Genomic DNA, 18,445 nt, shown 5'->3' with positions numbered 1-18,445 from the left:
CGAAAGATGGTTGCTTATATATACTTTTAAATTTGATGAGCGTATAAATATATATATGCTTTTGATGTCATCAATCGTTAACGTTTTATTCAATTTATTAAATATGATTAGGAGATTAGATATGATATTTTCTCAAGCTAAAAGATTACTAATAGGTAAACCAAAGAAAAACAAAGAGTTACAAAATGAAAAGATTAGTAATACAAAAGCGTTAGCCATACTTTCATCAGATGCATTGTCCTCTGTAGCATACGGACCAGAGCAGATTTTAATTGTGCTCTCAGTGTTAGGTGCTATAGCAGCTTGGTATACACTACCGATTACGGCATTTATTTTGATACTGTTAATCACATTAGTGCTGTCATATAGACAAGTTATTTACGCTTATCCTCATGGTGGTGGTGCTTATACCGTTTCAAAACATAACTTAGGAGAAAAATGGTCGCTACTAGCAGGTGGGTCGTTACTTGTAGACTATATATTAACAGTCGCTGTTAGTATTTCATCAGGTACTGATGCATTTGTAGCCGCATTTCCATCTTTATATGAAAAACGAATTTTAATAGCATGTATTTTAGTCGTATTGATTTTAATTTTGAACTTAAGAGGTTTAACAGAATCTGCAACGGTGTTGTCGTATCCCGTATATTTATTTATATTTGGTTTGATTATGCTGATTGTTGTTGGTGTATGGAAAGTAGCAACTGGCCAAGCTGAACCACAAACAATATCCGTTGTCGGTAGCTCAGTACCGGGTGTAACGTTCTTTCTATTACTAAAAGCATTTTCATCTGGTGCATCATCTTTAACAGGTGTTGAAGCGATATCGAACTCAGTTAAAAGTTTCAAAGATCCCGCACCCAAAAATGCTGTTAAGACTTTAATCGCAATGGGAAGTATTTTAGGGTTTATGCTTGTAGGTATGGTCTATTTAACTTATTTCTATGGCATTATGCCACAAAGAGAAACGACTGTATTATCTCAACTTGCGAAACAAGTCTTTGGAGAAAATGTGATATTCTACTTTATTCAAGGTGCAACAGTACTCATTCTGATATTAGCGGCTAATACTGGATTTACAGCATTTCCACTACTCGCAGCAAATATGGATAAAGATAAGTACATGCCACATATGTTTACAGTTCGTGGTGATAGATTAGGTTATTCGAACTCTATTATTATATTAGGTGTTTTAGCAATATTTTTAATAATAGGCTTTAACGGCAAAACTGAAAACTTTGTTCCACTATATGCAGTGGGGTGTTCATTCCGTTTACGTTAGCACAACTCGGTATGATGATAAAATGGATCAAAGAAAAACCGAAACATTGGAAAAAGAAATTAGCAATCAATACATTAGGTACTGTTATAACATTTACAATATTTATGATTTTACTCATAACAAAAATGCCACACGTGTGGCCAATCTTAATCTTTTTACCGATCGTCGTATTGATGTTTGTTCGAATTCATAAACACTATATAAATATCGCGAAAGAATTACACGTTTCAGAATCACACAAAAGCACTACAACAAAAAGTAAGAACTTAGCCATTATTCCAATAAGCGGTATCACAAATGCAGTAGATAAATCTATCGCATATGCAAAATTAACATCTGACGACATCATCGTTGTACACGTAGCAGTAGGTGAAACAAATGAGAAGAAATTACAAGCGAAATGGAAGTCATTGTACCCAGATATACGACTTGTCGTATTGCATTCAGAGTACAGAGACGTCATTAAACCTATCACGCGTTTTATAGATAAAATTAATCATAAAGCAACAGCAGAAGATTATTTAATAACTGTTATCATACCGCAATTTATTACAAATAGAAGATGGCATAATTTATTACACAATCAAACAAGCTTTATGTTAAAAGTGCATTTATTCTATAGAAAGAATATCGTCATATCAACGATACCATACAAATTAAAACATTAAACTGAAAATCGTTTGTATTTTACAACTATATATTTAAAAAAAGCAGAGGAAACAATCAAAAGATTGAATATTTCCTCTGCCTTTTTAATGCAATAAAACTGAAATTAACCGAAAGTTTGAATGCAAGTCTTGATTAAATCAATAATGCTTGTAATAACACCAGCGATATCCATTTGCAAAACCTCTTTCCTTTTAAGATACATTAAGTATAAATAAACTTAACCCATTTATGTTAAAAACTCCCTATAAAGCCAAAAATCATACATAACTGCCAATGAGTTAAAAAACAACATACAAATATGCACAAAAATCCATCATTTAGGGAATGTGAAGAGTTTTAAACAGTTTGGAAAAAAAGAAGATTAAAGAGAAAAAGAGTTGAGAAAACATATGAATTGGACATTCTAATATTTGAATGAGCATTTACAAGTGATTTGACATTTTCTAATTTGTGTTAAAATAATTGGTATAAATGACAATATAAATAATAACAATTCAAAATAACTTATGGGGTATGCAAATATGGAAAATATTTTAAACATTAATGATAATGAAAAAAGAGTGCTAAGAGAAATATATAATCATCATAATATTTCACGTACTCAAATATCCAAAAACCTTGAAATTAATAAGGCAACTATTTCTAGTATTTTGAATAAATTAAAAATAAAATCTTTAGTTCGTGAAGTTGGAGAAGGGGATAGTACAAAAAGTGGGGGAAGAAAGCCTATTCTTCTTAAAGTAAACCATCTTTATGGCTATTTTGTTTCTTTAGATCTAACTTATAGTTCAGTTGATATTATGTATAATTATTTTGATGGAAATATAATAAAACATCAATCATATGAGTTACCAGATGATAAAGCTAGTAGTATATTAAAAGTTTTGAAAGAAAATATTGATATCAGTAATAAATATGAAACTTTAAATGGTTTATTAGGAGTATCAGTCTCTATTCATGGTGTTGTAGATAACGAACAAAATATTACTTATTTACCATTTCATGATACAGAAGATATATGTCTCTCTGAAGAAATCAAAAAATTTGCAAATGCTCCAGTTGTAATCGAGAATGAAGCAAATTTATCAGCATTATATGAACATAATTTTAATCGTAATAATGCCCACAAAAATCTTATTTCTTTAAGTATACATAAAGGGATAGGTGCTGGCCTTATCATTAATGACCAATTATATAGAGGGGAAAATGGAGAAGCAGGAGAAATAGGCAAAACACTCATGTCGAAAATGGTTGATAATATAGAAACTTTTCACAAAGTTGAGGATATATTTTCACAAGAAGCCCTTTTACAGAATATTAGCATGCAGATGAACGAGCGTATAACTTTGAAAGTGCTAATAAAGTATTATAATGACAAGAATCCAATTGTAATTGAAGAAATGAAACAATTTATTAGTAAAATTGCAGTTCTCATACATAATTTAAATATTCAATTTAACCCCAGTGCGATTTATATAAATTGTCCATTATTTAATGAAATGCCTACAATTTTGGAAGAAATTAAGAATGAGTTTAAACGATATGATCGTAATGATGTTCAAATTCAGTTAACATCAAATGTGCAATTCGCTACTTTATTAGGTGGTACTTTATCAATAATGCAAAAAATATTAAAAATTGATGACTTATACTTAAATATCAGATTATAAATAATATATCCACATAAACCGTACTAGATAAGCTTCTAGTGCGTTTTTTTTATGATATTTATATAGTAAGCGTTTACATATTACGATAAGTGTGCTATATTATCTCTAAAGTTAGTTTGTTTATTAAACTAACCAACTAAAATCTAGGAGGATTTCCATGACATACTTTAACGTTGACAATATAAAATACGAAGGTTCTAAATCAAATAATATTTATAGTTTCAAATACTATAATCCAGATGAAAAATTAGGTAATAAGACTATGGCAGAGCATTTAAGATTTAGTGTTGCATACTGGCATACTTTTACTGCTGACCTATCGGATCCATTTGGTGTTGGTGCAGCTGAACGTGATTGGGATAATCTGGATGAGATGGGGAAAGCTAAAGCTCGAGTTGAAGCAATTTTTGAGTTTATGGAAAAATTAAATATTGAATATTTCTGTTTCCATGATGTAGATATTGCGCCAGAAGGTAAGAATTTAAAAGAATCTAATGAAAATTTAGATATAATTGTAGATTTAATTCAAGAAAAAATGAAAAGTACGGGTAAAAAATTATTATGGAATACGACTAATAACTTTACACATGAACGTTTTGTACATGGTGCAGCTACTACTTCTAATGCTGAAGTATATGCATACGCGGCAGCCAAAGTGAAAAAATCATTAGAAATTGCTAAAAAGCTTGGTGCAGAAAACTTTGTATTCTGGGGCGGCCGTGAAGGTTATGAAAGTTTACTAAATACTGATATGAAATTAGAGTTAGACAATTTAGCTAATTTCTTTAAAATGGCGAAGGACTATGCTAATGAAATAGGCTACGAAGGACAATTTCTAATAGAACCTAAACCAAAAGAACCAACTTCTCATCAATATGATACTGATGTTGCTACAGGACATGCCTTTTTACAAAAATATGGTTTAGATAAAATATTTAAATTTAATATTGAAGCAAATCATGCAACATTAGCTGGCCATACATTTCAACATGAATTAAGATATGCGCGTGATAATCAATTATTAGGTTCAGTTGATGCAAACCAAGGGCATCCGTTATTAGGATGGGATACGGATGAATTTCCAACTGACGTTTACGATACGACTTTAGCGATGTATGAAATATTGAAAAATGGTGGATTAAACCCTGGTGGATTAAACTTTGACGCTAAACCAAGAAGAACATCATTTAAACAAGAAGATTTAATCCTTACGCATATTGCGGGTATGGATACATTTGCATTAGGTCTTAGAGTTGCTCACAAAATGATTGAAGATAATTTCTTTGAAAATATTATAAATGATAAGTATCAATCATTTAATGAGGGAATCGGTAAACAAATAGTTGAAGGTAAAACTTCATTTAAAGAATTAGAAGAATATGCTTTAAACATTGATAAAATCGAAAATGAATCAGATCATCTAGAAGTGATTAAGACTCAAATTAATCAATATATTTTAAATATTAACAATGGAGATTGATAATTATGGAATATGTAATTGGCATCGATATCGGTACGAGTGGATTGAAGTCAGTTCTTGTCAATAAAGAAGGATTAGTTGCTGATTCATATAGTGTTAACTATGAAACAAATCATCCTAAGTCAGGTTATAGCGAGATGGACCCTAATATTTGGTATGAAGCGACAATTGAAAGTTTAAAATATTTATTAAATAAGTATGGAGAACAATCGATTTCAGGTATCAGTTTTTCAGGTCAGATGCACGGTTTAGTAGTAGTTGATGAAAAAGGAGAAAGTATAAGACCAGCAATTCTATGGAATGATACGCGTACTTCACAAGAAGTAGAAAACATTAAAAATGCTGTAGGATTAAAGCAATTACTTAATTACACTCAAAATACAGTACTTGAAGGATTCACACTACCAAAGTTAATCTGGTTGAAAAATCATGAACCTGAAAACTACAATAAAATTTTTAAATTTATGTTACCAAAAGACTATGTTGTCTATAAATTGACTGGAAATATATATACTGAACCATCAGATGCTTCTGGGACTATATTGTATAACATAAAATCGGAAGAATGGTCTGAAGAATTACTCAACACTTTACGAATCAATCCAAATATTTGTCCAAAAGTGATTGGATCACATGAAAAAAGTGGTGTATTAGTCGATAAACTGAAAGATCAGTTGAATATTAGTGTGGATATTAATGTCTATCAAGGTGGAGCTGATAATGCTTGTGGTGCGCTTGGTTCAGGTATTACAGATGAATCAAAACAGCTTGTAAGTATTGGAACTTCAGGTGTGGCCTTATCTATAGAGAATGATACGAATTATCAAAATGATGGTAGCATGCATTATTTTGCTCATTGTGTTCCTAATCAAAAATATGTAATGGGTGTCACCCTATCAGCTGGATACAGTTTGTCATGGCTTAAAAATTTAATAAATAAGTCGGATGATTTTAGTGTATTTCTAGAAGATTTTTCTCAGTCTAAAATTGGTGCAAATGGATTATTATATACACCATATTTATTGGGAGAACGTACGCCATATAATGATGCAGTCGTAAGAGGTAGCTTTATAGGATTAGACGCTAATACAACTCAATTAGATATGAAGCGGTCTGTTATTGAAGGAATAACTTATTCTATTAATGAAAGTATAGAGATTATGAAAAATAATAACATCGCTATTCAAGAAATTGTATCAATTGGTGGTGGTGCTAAAAATAAAGAATGGTTACAAATTCAAGCAGATGTCTTCGGCGTAACGATTGTTACACGTACTGAAGAGCAAGGACCAGCTTATGGTGCCGCTATGTTAGCAGCTATGGGAGAAAAATGGTTTAAATCATTTAAAGATCTAAATGATGCTTGGATTGAGTATAAAGAAAAAATAGTACCAATTACTGAACATATAAATTCTTATCAAACGTTATTTAACATTTATAAAAATGTATACACTGCCACTCAGCCAATAACAAAAGATTTAACTCAATTTAAATAACATATCAGGGAGATGGGGTAATGAGTAGTTATGATAATAAGAAGTTTATCTTTAAGATTGCTTTAATAGCAACGCTTGGTGGATTATTATTTGGTTATGACACAGCAGTAATTTCTGGTGCAGAACAATCATTACAAAAATACATTACAGCAGATTATGGGAGTTTCATTCATGGTATAACAGTTTCTAGTGCCTTAATCGGCTGTATTATAGGAGGATTACTTTCTTCTAATGTTTCGAAAAACTTTGGAAGAAAGAAATCTTTACAAATAGCTGCAATTTTATTTATAGTTTCTGCAATTTTATCTGGTTATCCGGAGTTTCTATTCTTTAATCGTGGTGAGGCTTCTCTTGGATTACTTGTTATGTTTAATTTATATCGTATTATAGGTGGAATAGGTGTTGGATTAGCATCAGCAATATCACCAATGTATATTAGTGAAATATCACCTTCATCAATTCGAGGTAGGCTAGTATCTTGGAATCAGTTTGCAATTATATTCGGTATGTTAGTTGTATATTTTGTAAATTACGGTATTACATTTGGTAGAACACAAAATTGGATTGATATTATTGGTTGGAGATATATGTTTATTACCGAAGCAATTCCAGCTATAGTATTTTTCATTTTATTATTTTTAGTACCAGAAACACCAAGGTATTTAATTTTAGCTAATAAAGATAAAGAAGCATTTTCAGTTTTAAGCAAAATATATACATCCAAACAGCATGCTAAAAATGTACTGAATGATATATTAGCTACAAAAAGTAAAAATAATGAATTGAAAGCACCATTATTTAGTTTCGGTAAAACTGTTATTTTTACAGGGATTTTACTCTCTATTTTCCAACAGTTTATTGGAATTAATGTAGCACTATACTATGCACCTAGAATATTTGAAAATTTAGGTGTTGGTAGTGATGCATCAATGATGCAAACAGTTGTTATGGGATTAGTTAATGTAATATTTACTTTAGTAGCAATAAAATATGTCGATAAATTTGGTCGTAAACCGTTACTTATTATAGGTTCAATAGGAATGGCAATTGGTATGATTGGCATGAGTGTCTTAACAGCCAGTGGTATATTTGGTATTATCACATTGCTATTTATGGTTATTTATACAGCTTCATTTATGATGAGTTGGGGTCCAATTATTTGGGTGTTATTATCTGAAATATTCCCTAATAGAATTAGAAGTGGAGCAATGGCAATAGCGGTAGCAGTGCAATGGTTAGCGAACTTTACGATTACTTCTACATATCCATTCTTAATGGATATTAGTGGCACAATGACATATGGATTTTATGCAGCAATGAGTATATTATCTGGTATATTTGTTTGGAAATTCATTCCTGAAACTAAAGGTAAGACATTAGAAGAACTAGAATCTATTTGGCAAAAGGATAGAAAAACAAAAGCAGATAATAGCGAGTCTAAAGTTTTTACAGAATCTCTACAAGAAAGAAATTAAACATGTAGATTATAAAAACCACTAAAGTTCTGATTGAAAAATCATTTACTTTAGTGGTTTTTGAGATTTAAAATATAACGATTATATTAAAAGTATCAGTGAAATATCTCTGAATACATTTCAATTTACATTGTATTTGTTACAATAGTAAAGAACATGTATATAACTTATTTAAAATTATTTAGCGAATATATTATAAATTAACAAGGGAGTGATTCTTTTGAAGAAGCAGCTGTTCTCTGGTCTTGTACTTATGTCGGTTGTGATATTGAGTGGTTGTACGATTAGTATTGGTGGAGATTCAAATGATGACAAGTCATCTGAAAATGCTCAAAAGGGTGAATCACAAGATAATCAGTCTAATGATTCATCAAACAATGAGGATAATAGTAATGAAAGTGGAATTAAAGATGAATCGAATATCACTGAACAACAGAGTATTGCGATGGCTATGTTAGATCCTAGTGTTGAAGATGATATTGTAACAGGTGATGAATTATTATCTGGAAAATATACGCAAACTTTTGGAGCTGGTGAGAAGAAAGAACGTAATATTGATACGTTAGAACTTGCTGAAAGTCCGGAACTAAATAAGATGAAAAACAAACCAAATGGTATGAAGTTCTATAGTTTGAATGCTACTAAAGGTAGCTATGCGACAATAGTCGGTGTAAATAAGGATGAAGTTGTATATATTAAAACACAAAGTGCTGTTCAAGATTTTAATGATGTCATAGATAATGGAACAGTAGATCGTTTGAACATTGCTGATTTATATAAGAAATATAAAGATAATCGCAAAGTTTCTAATGTAGCAAGTAAGATTGAGTATGTAGATCCATTACCTTCTAGTTATGATGATTCAGATGAGGATAACAATTCTAACGAGAATGTAAATAGTGATGAATACTACGCGAAGGTATGGTTAACGGCTTTACCGAGTTATCGAAATATGGATGAAAGTGAAATGAATGCAGAGCTTGAATTTAATAATCTTGAGGGTGAGTATTTAAATCCGTATAACAAAGCAAATACGGTGAAATATCCTAAAGGTGTGTATCGTTTGGCAGGTTATCCTACTGCTGCTGGACATGTTGTATATAAGAATAATGGAGATGGTACGATTTCTATTTATAATGTGCCTTCACATTTTCATGATGAAAGATGGACAGAAGATGATGATTACTCTCAAAAAGAGTCTGAAAAGATTTTAAGCAATCCGAAAGTTGTTAAGCTTTATGATGCGTCTGACGAACAAATAGAAAGAACTGTGAAAATGTTTGATGGATCATCTTCTATGGATGATGATGTTTCAGATGAGGATAGTAATTCTGAAAAAGTAACACGAGAGAATGTTATTGATAAAGTAGAATCGTATGAAGGTGAAACGTTAGATACAGATAAATATACGTTTAAAGAGCCTGAGAAGACAGATGAAGGTAAATGGGGCTTCTCATTTGAAGATAAAGATGGCAATTTAGCAGGTTCGTATATTATAGATGATGACGGCAAAGTGACTGAGTATGATGAAGATGGAGAAGAAGTCGGATCAGGATATTAATATATTGAAAGACCTTTGAGCGTAACGTTCAAAGGTCTTTTTATTATACTAATAAATATTTTTTAAAGCTTTATGTAATGTGTAACTTCTGTTTAATTGTCCTTTATTGCAACTTATTGTACACTGTATGTAAGCGATTACTAAACGCAAGTATTTTAATATAGTAAATATGAGGAGAATATATATGAAGGATAAAGTGATCATTGTAACGGGTGGTAGCAGTGGTATGGGTAAAGCGATGGCAACGAGATTTGCTGCAGATGGTGCAAAAGTTGTCATAACTGGACGCTCACTTGAAAGACTTGAAGAAGCGAAAAAGGATATAGAACAAGAAGAAGGACAAGTATTATGTATTGATATGGACGTACGTGATCCAGAACGTGTTCAGTATACAGTAGATGAAACGATTAAAACATTTGGTAAAATAGACGGATTAGTCAATAATGCAGCAGGAAATTTCATTTGTGCAGCTGAAGATTTATCTTATAACGGTTGGAATTCAGTTATTGATATTGTATTAAATGGGACTTTTTATTGTTCGCAAGCAGTAGGTAAAGAATGGATTAAGAGTGGTCATAAAGGTCGTATATTGAATATTGTAGCAACATATTCATGGACAGCTGGTGCAGGAGTTATACATTCAGCAAGTGCCAAAGCAGGTGTGCTTGCTATGACGAGAACATTAGCAGTTGAATGGGGAAGTAAATACGGTATTACAGTTAATGCCATTGCACCTGGACCGATTGATAATACAGGTGGTGCTAAGAAGTTAACGTTATCTGAAGATGCCAGACAACAAACGTTAGATAGTGTTCCTGTAGGTAGAATGGGCCAACCTGAAGAAATTGCAGGATTAGCAAGATTTTTATTCTCAGATGAAGCGGCTTATATCAATGGCGATTGTATCACAATGGATGGCGGTCAGTGGTTAAATCGAAATCCATTTTAATATTAAATAACCTTTCACCTCGAATGTATTATAGGTGAAAGGTTATTTTTTTATTAAACGATACTTAACATACGTTCTAATGATTGTTTCGCAAAATGCGATGTTTCTTTATCTACTTTAATAATGTTTGATTGATCTCCGGCAATGATTTTATCTAAGCACCATGCGAGATGAGGTAAGTCAATTCTATTCATTGTTAAGCATGAACACATAAGTGGATTAAGTGATTCAATTGTAATATCTGTATATGTTTCTTTTAAACGTTGCACGAGGTTCATCTCAGTACCAATCACCCAGTGAGAACCTTTTGGCGCATTTTTTATTTTGTCGATAATATATTTAGTTGAACCTGCATAGTCTGCCATTTGGACAATATCAAATTGACACTCTGGATGTACAATAACATTCACGTCTGGATCTTTTTGTCGCGCTTGATCTATATGAATGGGGTAGAACTTTTCATGAACAGAGCAATGTCCCTTCCATAAGATGATTCTAATATCTTCATCACGACCGTCGAAGTCCAGTTTCTTTTGTATAGGATCCCAGACAGCCATTTCTTCAAGTTTAATGCCTAATTTATAAGCGGTATTACGACCTAAATGTTGATCAGGCAAAAATAATATACGTTTATCTTGATCTAAAGCCCATTGAATCACACTGTCAGCATTACCACTTGTCACACATGAGCCACCATTTTCTCCGACGAATTTTTTGATTGCAGCAGTCGAGTTCACATAAGTAAGCGGTAGAATATTATCACCTAAACGATTCGTTAATATATCATAGCCATGAAGCGCTTGTTCAATATTCGCCATATCTGCCATAGAGCAACCTGCAGATAAATCAGGTAAGTAAATATCTTGATTATCGTCAGTCAAGATGTCAGCAGTTTCAGCCATAAAATGCACACCATTAAAGACGAAATATTGAGCCTTTGTATTCTCTTTACAAATACGTGCAAGTTCAAGCGAGTCACCCATAATATCAGCAAATTGAGCAACTTCATTTTTTTGATAGTGATGCGTTGGCATAAATAAACGTTCACCTAATGAAGCTTTAATGGATTTAATTTTGTCTTCAAGTTCTTGATGAGACATTTTTATGTACTTTTCAGGAATAGATTGGGCATTCTCAATTGTAAGATTAATCATTTATATAACCACCTTTGCAGAGATATCTAATGCATGTTGCTCATAAAATAACGAACCTATAGAAATATAATCGACACCCGTTTCAGCGTAATCGACAACATTTTTAATGTTGATGTTACCGGATGCTTCAGTTTGTATATGTTCAGGCACTTTTGTGATATGTGCTTTGATCCAATCTGGTTTGCAATTATCAAACATGATGATATTCACATTGGATAAAATGGCTTCATCTAAAGTATGTTCATCTTCAATTTCTATTTCGATTTTATCCATAGGTCCGATATGTTGCTTAGCTTTAGAAACAAGTTCACGAATCGATAGACTGAAACTGATATGGTTGTCCTTTAACATTAATCCGTCATTAAGCGTCCGACGGTGATTATAGCCACCACCAATAAATACTGAATGTTTCTCAAACATACCTAATCCTGGCGTTGTCTTTCTCGTATCTACAATTTTGACATTTGTATGCTGAACTTTTTGGACGATTTCATGTGTAGCTGTAGCGATACCGGACATTCTTTGAATTAAATTTAAAGTGATGCGTTCCATCGTCAAGAGGATCGAAATGCTACCTTCAATAACAGCGAGCTTCTGACCCTTCTCTATGAATGTACCGTCTTGAACGAACAAAGTGGTGGTTATAGCATCATCAAGCAGTTTAAAACTTTCTTGAATGATCATTTCACCACAAAATATGCCTTCTGATTTACTTAAAAGTGTTAATGTACCTTGTTGAGTGGCGTCGAATAAGCTTGAAGACAAATCACCATAATGGTTATCTTCAAGGTAAAATTGTTTGAGTTTTTCTTGGACGTATAACTTGTTTAGCATGAATTGAATCCTCCATTAGTATTTCGATATCAGTATGTTGTAGTGTTGGTTCAGTATTCGGATAATCTAATCTATAGTGGACACCACGTGATTCCGAACGACTTAAAGCTGATAAACAGATCATTTCTAAAGTCTTTACTTCTATATATTTCTGCCAATCTGATTGAGTCCATTCAGCTAAAGTCACCGCATTGCTAAGACAATCTTGTATGTTATTTAAGTAAGCTGTGATGTCTGGACCATTACGCTCTATACCTAACACTTTAAAAGTTTGTTGACGAAGACCTTGTATGTCTTCATCACTTATTTTAGGAATATGCAGTTGCTCAGATTCACTAATATGAATATCTCTTATTTCAGATTGATGAATAGTTTCCCCGCAAAGATGTCCCATAACAAGTGCTTCAAGTAAGGAATTACTTGCTAGACGATTTGCACCATGAAAATTTGTGTTACTCGCTTCTCCTATAACGTAAAAGTGGTTCAAGTTCGTTCGACCATAAATATCAGTTTTTACGCCACCCATTGTATAGTGTGCACCTGGTGTAATAGGAATGAGATGATGAGCATATTCATCTGGAAAATGTTCAATGACGCTTTGATAAATCGTTGGAAATCTATTAGAAAATGCTTCAACTTGTTCAATATTGATAAAGCATTGATGACCAAGTTGTTGTTGCTGAAAGATGGCTCTACTTGTCACATCTCTCGGAGCGAGACTTCCTAAAGGGTGTTTGTCTTCCATAAAATGCTCCCCGAGACTATTGACTAAAATACCACCATTACCTCGTACTGCTTCAGAAACTAGACCGAATGTTTGACCGGGTGTACCAAGTAAAGTTGGATGAAATTGAATCATTTCCATATGTCTTAAAGGAATGCCGTGATGATGTGAGATAACATGCCCTGAACTTATTGAACTGGACGCACTGGAATGAGTAGGGAATAAATTGCTGTAACCACCTGTAGCCAAAATGACATCATGGGCTATGATATCAAGTTGTTGTCCATGTTTATCAAGTGCACGTACACCACAAACAGCATGTTCTGTATCTTTCAACAAGTCGATTACTTCAGTTTCTTCATAAATCTTTATATTCTTGGATGATAATTGATTCATCAAATGGTGCGTTAAATATTTACCCGTTTGATCACCACCAATATGTAATATGCGTGGTCGAGTGTGCGCACCTTCCATCGCAAAATCTAAAACATGTTGATTGGTAATCGTATCAAAATTCAATCCATTTAGAATGAGTTGCTCAATGTAACGATGACTATGTTGGATGATGGATTGTATAACATCAATATCTCCAATTTCATTGCCAGCTTTATACGTATCTACAATATGCGCATGGCCATTGTCATGTTCGTATTGAGAACAACAAATCCCACCTTGAGCTAGTGAACTGTTATGTTGATTTAGTTTATCTTTCGTAATGCAATAAATTTCAGTTTGCTCATTAAATGACTGTATAGCTGCTAATGCAGCGATGCCAGAACCGACTACAATTACTTTTCTCAAAGTTTACACCTTACTTTACATATATGTTATCATTTTATATACAATATATTGACACAAGAGAGCGTAAATAACAAGAGGGGGATTATAATTGATTTATTTAGATAATGCATCAACTACAATGATTGATAGCCAAGTGATGGATGTCTATCAAGATATACAACGCGAAGCATATTACAATAGTGAAAGTTTACATATAGGTGGTGTACATACTAGACAGTTGTTGGAGGAGTGTAAACAATTTATAAAGGATTACTTTTCAACAGATAAAGAAGTGATTTATACAAGAAGCGGTTCTCATGCAAATGAAATTGCGATACATAGTTTTTTGAAAGAGAAGGAGGGCGGTAAAGTACTCGTTTCACCTTATGAACACCCCTCTATACATGCCGCTTTAGAAGCTTATCAAGATGAATTTGATATCATTATGTTGCCTTTAGACAACAATGGAGAAATAGATTTAGAACAGACGGCTGCCATAATGACAGATGATGTTATGCTCATCATTGCACAACATGTTAATTCTGAGACTGGATATATACTACCTGTTGAAGAAATAGGTCAAATAGCGCTGGATTACAATGTTCCAATGCATGTTGATGGCGTACAAGCAGTTCATAAATTAAATGATATTAATGTAAAATTATTCAGTTCATACGCTTTTTCAGGACATAAGTTTCACGGTACAAAAGGATCAGGTGTGTTAATGATGAATCATGAGTATGTAAAGCCTTTAAATCAACATTATTTTCATGAAATGTATACACAAAATGGTACAATAGATTCAACAAGTATTATCGCGATGACAAAAGCATTATCAATGTCACCAAGTATTGACGAGATGCATACTTTACAACAATACTTCATTGAACAATTAAATGACTTATCATTTACACCTATTGTTTACAAAGCGCAAGCACCACATATTATTGCAGTATTAACACCGATATATGAAGGACAATATATTATGCAATATTTGTCGAATAGAAATATATGTGTTTCAACAGGCACTGCATGTGGTCATGGCGCATTGTTAAGTAGTGGTTTACAAGTTAAAATAGATTCAATACCTGAGAAAACGTATGACCAATATATACGTTTATCTATTGGAAAATTTACGACTAGAAATGACATAGATACTTGTTTGCACCATTTAAAAACAGCTATAAGAGGAGATCAGTGAAATGAATAACCCTTTTAAAAGAAGAGAACAAATTTTACAATTACTCGAATCTTCAGATGAACCGATTAGCGGTAAACAACTGAGTCAACAATTCGATATTTCGAGACAGATTATTGTGAAAGATATTTCTATATTGAAATCACAAAATTATAATATTGATTCAACAAGTCGTGGTTATGTTGTTAATAATGTACAATGCGGTAAAAGATATAAACGTGTCATTGTTTGCCAACATGATAATGACCGAATGGAAGAAGAGTTAAAGTTAATATTGGATAACGGGGCAATGATTGATGATGTTGCGATTGATCATCCAGTGTATGGCAGTATTAAAGCGGATCTAATGATTGAAACGTACGAAGATTTATCTAAATTTATAAGCGAAATGGAAAAGTTTGAAGGACAAATGTTAGCACATTTAACAGATAACCTTCATTTACATACAATTTCTGCACACACTGAAAAGATTTTAGACAATGCTGTAAGGGACTTGAAAGAACATCATTTTATTATAGAATAACTAACAATATACCTCCGTATAATTTTTCATAAAGTAAAATTATACGGAGGTAAATTATTTAGATATATTAAAAAGAAAAATTAGATTTTTTTGAATTCTTACTACTATTTTATGGGAATATGTATATAATGTATATAGATTAGATAAATAAGGGGGATTTTTAAAAGTGAATTTATTTATGAAAAAGTTATCAGTTGCTTCATTAAGTGCTCTGATTGCACTACCTGCATTTGCTACTCAAGCATCTGCAAATAGTGTCGCACCAAATGAAGACAGGTTACTCGAAACATTAGAAAAAGAAGGCGTCATTGAATCAACCGAAACACCTGAACAGAAAAATGAAAAAATCAGAGAGTATATGGATGGCAAAGGTGAACAATATCACCAAAAATACATACCGAATAAAGGACTTTTTGATAAGAAGTACAACAAGGGGAATAATGGTAAGCGTCAAGGACAGATGAATAAGAATCAAAAAGAAATGTATAAAAAGAAAAACAACGGTAAACGTGTTGATAATGTTGAAGAAGAAAAATATAAAGGTAAAGTACGACAAGATAAAGTGTTAGTACTAGCGATGGAATTTCCAGACTATCCACACAATTCAATTAAAAAAGATGAAACGGATATGTACTATGATGATTATACAGTTTCGCATTTTCAAGATATGGTATTTGGAGAAAATGGTTATAAAGGTCCAAATGGCGAGAATTTAATGAGTATGAAACAGTATTACAAAAACCAATCTGGTGGTAGTTATGATATAGATGGAAAAGTGCACGGTTGGTATAAAGCTAAACATCCTGCAAGTTATTATGGTGGAAATGTGCCAGACGAAAGTGGCAGTGATGGTAAACCGAAAGAATTGATTAAAGAAGCGCTAGAACAAGCAGCGAAAGATCCAGATATTAATTTAAGCGATTATGATCAATGGGATCGTGATGATATTGATGGTGACGGCGTTTATGATGAGAAAGATGGTATTATCGATCACATTATGATTGTACATGCAGGACCTGGTGAAGAATCAGGTGGCGGTAAATTAGGAACAGATGCTATTTGGTCACATAGATGGTCACTTGATATTGATGATAAAGGTGAACCTTATACAATTCCAGGCACTGATTCTGGGCTTGATCAATTTGATGGGAAATTAGCAGCAATTGATTACACAGTTCAACCTGAAGATGGAGCAGCAGGTGTGTTCTCTCATGAATTCGGACATGATTTAGGATTACCAGATGAATATGATACTGAGTATTCAGGTAAAGGTGAACCTGTTTCATTCTGGTCTATTATGTCATCAGGTAGTTGGGCAGGTACTGTTCCAGGTACTGAACCGACTGGATTTGATCCATACATGAAAGAAATGCTTCAACAATTACATGGTGGTAATTGGCAAACAGGTAATGAAATCAACGCATCTGAATTTAAAGGTGAAACGTCAGAACTTATAGATGAAGCATCTACTAAAGGAACAAACAATGATGCAATTAAAGTTAAGCTCCCTGACAAATCTACTTTAATTCAAAAACCATTTCAAGGTAAGAAAGCATATTGGAGTGGCGCAGATGATGATTCACAATATTCAATGGAAACAGCATTAGATTTAAGTTCTGCTAAATCAAGTAAGCTGAAATTTAAGACTTGGTATGATATAGAACAAGGATTTGACTATGGTTACGTTCAAGTATCTACAGACGATGGTCAAAATTGGGAAAACGTAGCAGGTAATATTACGAACAATGATGATCCATCAGAGAGTGGTCAGAACCAAGGAAATGGTATTGATGGTCAGTCTGAAGGATATGTAAATGCTAAATTTGATTTATCAAAATACGATGGCAAAAAAGTAAAATTAAGATTCTTATATGTAACAGATAAATTTGAAACAAACCCAGGTTGGTTTGTCGATAAAGTTAGAGTAACTTCAGAAGATGGACAAAAAATCTTCAGTGATAATGCAGAAAATAAAGCGAAATTTGATTTACAAGGCTTTGAACAAAGTGATGGCAATAGATATGATGAGAACTACTATTTATTACAATGGAGAAACTTTACAGGACCAGATAAAGGATTACAACACATTAAACGCGGTGGCGGAACAATGTCTTACAACAAAGGTTTAACAGTTTGGTACGTTGATAAGAGTTTCTCAGATAACAACGTAAGTTCACACCAAGGACAAGGTTTCATAAGCGTTGTAGATGCTGACCAAAATGCATTGAATTGGAAGAAAAAAGGAGTAGCTGATGATCCAGCAACAACACAATTCCAAATTAGAGACGCAGCATTTAGTTTAGATCACCAACCTAAATTAAAATTGAAAAACGAAGACGGCTATAAATTACATGATAATAAAACGAAGAAAAATCCTGTATTCGATGATAGTCAAGATTACTCAAACCAAGGACAAAAAGATGCGGGTGTATTATTACCGAATAATGGCTTGAAATTTGAAGTATCAGCAAAAAGTAAAGACAACTCAGTAGGTAAAGTGAAAATTACAAAATAAATATGAATCTTATAACAGGAACGCCAAGGGGTGTTCCTGTTTTTTTGAAAATTAATCAATTACTTAACCACTCAACCTGTTTAATTTTCATTCATAGTAAATATAACCTATAATAAAGGTGAATTTAATCTAATG

General features: G+C 32.7%; 12 protein-coding genes and 1 pseudogene. 10 read left to right on the top strand and 3 right to left on the bottom strand.

What is annotated here, in order from left to right; translation table 11 throughout:
* Window positions 1-124: 124 nt before the first annotated feature.
* The 7 genes and pseudogenes from LQ679_RS06510 to fadH all read left to right on the top strand — a co-directional run bounded on the left by LQ679_RS06510 (window position 125) and on the right by fadH (window position 10,582).
* Window positions 125-1,950: pseudogene (locus LQ679_RS06510) on the top strand (APC family permease).
* Between the two features lie 522 nt (window positions 1,951-2,472).
* Window positions 2,473-3,621 (top strand): ROK family transcriptional regulator, encoded by a 1,149-nt coding sequence (locus tag LQ679_RS06505; RefSeq protein ID WP_275589902.1) that lies wholly within the window; start codon window positions 2,473-2,475, stop codon window positions 3,619-3,621.
* A gap of 157 nt (window positions 3,622-3,778) precedes the next feature.
* Window positions 3,779-5,101 (top strand): xylose isomerase, encoded by a 1,323-nt coding sequence (xylA, locus tag LQ679_RS06500; RefSeq protein WP_025907538.1) that lies wholly within the window; start codon window positions 3,779-3,781, stop codon window positions 5,099-5,101.
* Between the two features lie 5 nt (window positions 5,102-5,106).
* Entirely contained in the window at window positions 5,107-6,597 is a 1,491-nt protein-coding gene (gene xylB, locus LQ679_RS06495; protein WP_204183622.1) for a xylulokinase, read from the top strand.
* Between the two features lie 20 nt (window positions 6,598-6,617).
* Window positions 6,618-8,072, top strand: coding sequence for a D-xylose transporter XylE (xylE, locus tag LQ679_RS06490; RefSeq protein ID WP_025907542.1), 1,455 nt, complete (start codon window positions 6,618-6,620; stop codon window positions 8,070-8,072).
* 220 nt (window positions 8,073-8,292) lie between these two features.
* Complete coding sequence (locus tag LQ679_RS14895) at window positions 8,293-9,633, top strand: hypothetical protein (protein WP_345772994.1); 1,341 nt, start codon at window positions 8,293-8,295, stop codon at window positions 9,631-9,633.
* A 184-nt stretch (window positions 9,634-9,817) separates the two neighbouring features.
* The gene (gene fadH, locus LQ679_RS06480) at window positions 9,818-10,582 is read left to right on the top strand and encodes a 2,4-dienoyl-CoA reductase (protein ID WP_048540465.1); all 765 of its coding nucleotides are present in this window, start codon (window positions 9,818-9,820) and stop codon (window positions 10,580-10,582) included.
* 53 nt (window positions 10,583-10,635) lie between these two features.
* On the opposite strand, the gene nadA is transcribed toward fadH, so the two are convergent.
* Genes nadA through LQ679_RS06465 form a run of 3 tightly spaced genes read right to left on the bottom strand, consistent with a single transcriptional unit; the run spans window position 10,636 to window position 14,095 of the window.
* Window positions 10,636-11,736: a quinolinate synthase NadA gene (nadA, locus tag LQ679_RS06475; RefSeq protein WP_204187717.1), complete on the bottom strand. Its 1,101-nt coding sequence runs from the start codon at window positions 11,734-11,736 to the stop codon at window positions 10,636-10,638.
* Complete coding sequence (gene nadC / locus LQ679_RS06470; protein ID WP_025907548.1) at window positions 11,737-12,570, bottom strand: carboxylating nicotinate-nucleotide diphosphorylase; 834 nt, start codon at window positions 12,568-12,570, stop codon at window positions 11,737-11,739.
* On the bottom strand, window positions 12,521-14,095 hold the full coding sequence (locus LQ679_RS06465; protein WP_239762287.1) for an L-aspartate oxidase: 1,575 nt from the start codon (window positions 14,093-14,095) through the stop codon (window positions 12,521-12,523). The genes nadC and LQ679_RS06465 overlap by 50 nt, the downstream gene beginning before the upstream one ends.
* A gap of 88 nt (window positions 14,096-14,183) precedes the next feature.
* Here LQ679_RS06465 and LQ679_RS06460 point away from each other — a divergent pair, with 88 nt between their 5' ends.
* The 3 genes from LQ679_RS06460 (at window position 14,184) to LQ679_RS06450 (ending at window position 18,310) form a co-directional block, all read left to right on the top strand.
* Window positions 14,184-15,275, top strand: coding sequence for a cysteine desulfurase family protein (locus LQ679_RS06460; RefSeq protein ID WP_239762286.1), 1,092 nt, complete (start codon window positions 14,184-14,186; stop codon window positions 15,273-15,275).
* 1 nt (window position 15,276) lies between these two features.
* Window positions 15,277-15,795 (top strand): transcription repressor NadR, encoded by a 519-nt coding sequence (locus LQ679_RS06455; protein WP_126476565.1) that lies wholly within the window; start codon window positions 15,277-15,279, stop codon window positions 15,793-15,795.
* A 178-nt stretch (window positions 15,796-15,973) separates the two neighbouring features.
* Window positions 15,974-18,310, top strand: coding sequence for an immune inhibitor A domain-containing protein (locus tag LQ679_RS06450; RefSeq protein WP_126476590.1), 2,337 nt, complete (start codon window positions 15,974-15,976; stop codon window positions 18,308-18,310).
* Window positions 18,311-18,445 lie beyond the last annotated feature (135 nt).

Source organism: Mammaliicoccus sp. I-M35 (assembly GCF_022386455.1).
Taxonomy (GTDB): domain Bacteria; phylum Bacillota; class Bacilli; order Staphylococcales; family Staphylococcaceae; genus Mammaliicoccus; species Mammaliicoccus sciuri_A.
The sequence above is the reverse complement of the archived record's forward strand: the minus strand, read 5'-3'. Positions and strand labels throughout refer to the sequence as shown.

Excerpts from the sequence above, each read along its gene's own strand:
- LQ679_RS06505 (WP_275589902.1), top strand. The coding sequence starts at position 2,473 with ATGGAAAATATTTTAAACATTAATGATAATGAAAAAAGAGTGCTAAGA.
- xylA (WP_025907538.1), top strand. The coding sequence starts at position 3,779 with ATGACATACTTTAACGTTGACAATATAAAATACGAAGGTTCTAAATCA.
- xylB (WP_204183622.1), top strand. The coding sequence starts at position 5,107 with ATGGAATATGTAATTGGCATCGATATCGGTACGAGTGGATTGAAGTCA.
- xylE (WP_025907542.1), top strand. The coding sequence starts at position 6,618 with ATGAGTAGTTATGATAATAAGAAGTTTATCTTTAAGATTGCTTTAATA.
- fadH (WP_048540465.1), top strand. The coding sequence starts at position 9,818 with ATGAAGGATAAAGTGATCATTGTAACGGGTGGTAGCAGTGGTATGGGT.
- nadA (WP_204187717.1), bottom strand. The coding sequence starts at position 11,736 with ATGATTAATCTTACAATTGAGAATGCCCAATCTATTCCTGAAAAGTAC.
- nadC (WP_025907548.1), bottom strand. The coding sequence starts at position 12,570 with ATGCTAAACAAGTTATACGTCCAAGAAAAACTCAAACAATTTTACCTT.
- LQ679_RS06455 (WP_126476565.1), top strand. The coding sequence starts at position 15,277 with ATGAATAACCCTTTTAAAAGAAGAGAACAAATTTTACAATTACTCGAA.
- LQ679_RS06450 (WP_126476590.1), top strand. The coding sequence starts at position 15,974 with ATGAAAAAGTTATCAGTTGCTTCATTAAGTGCTCTGATTGCACTACCT.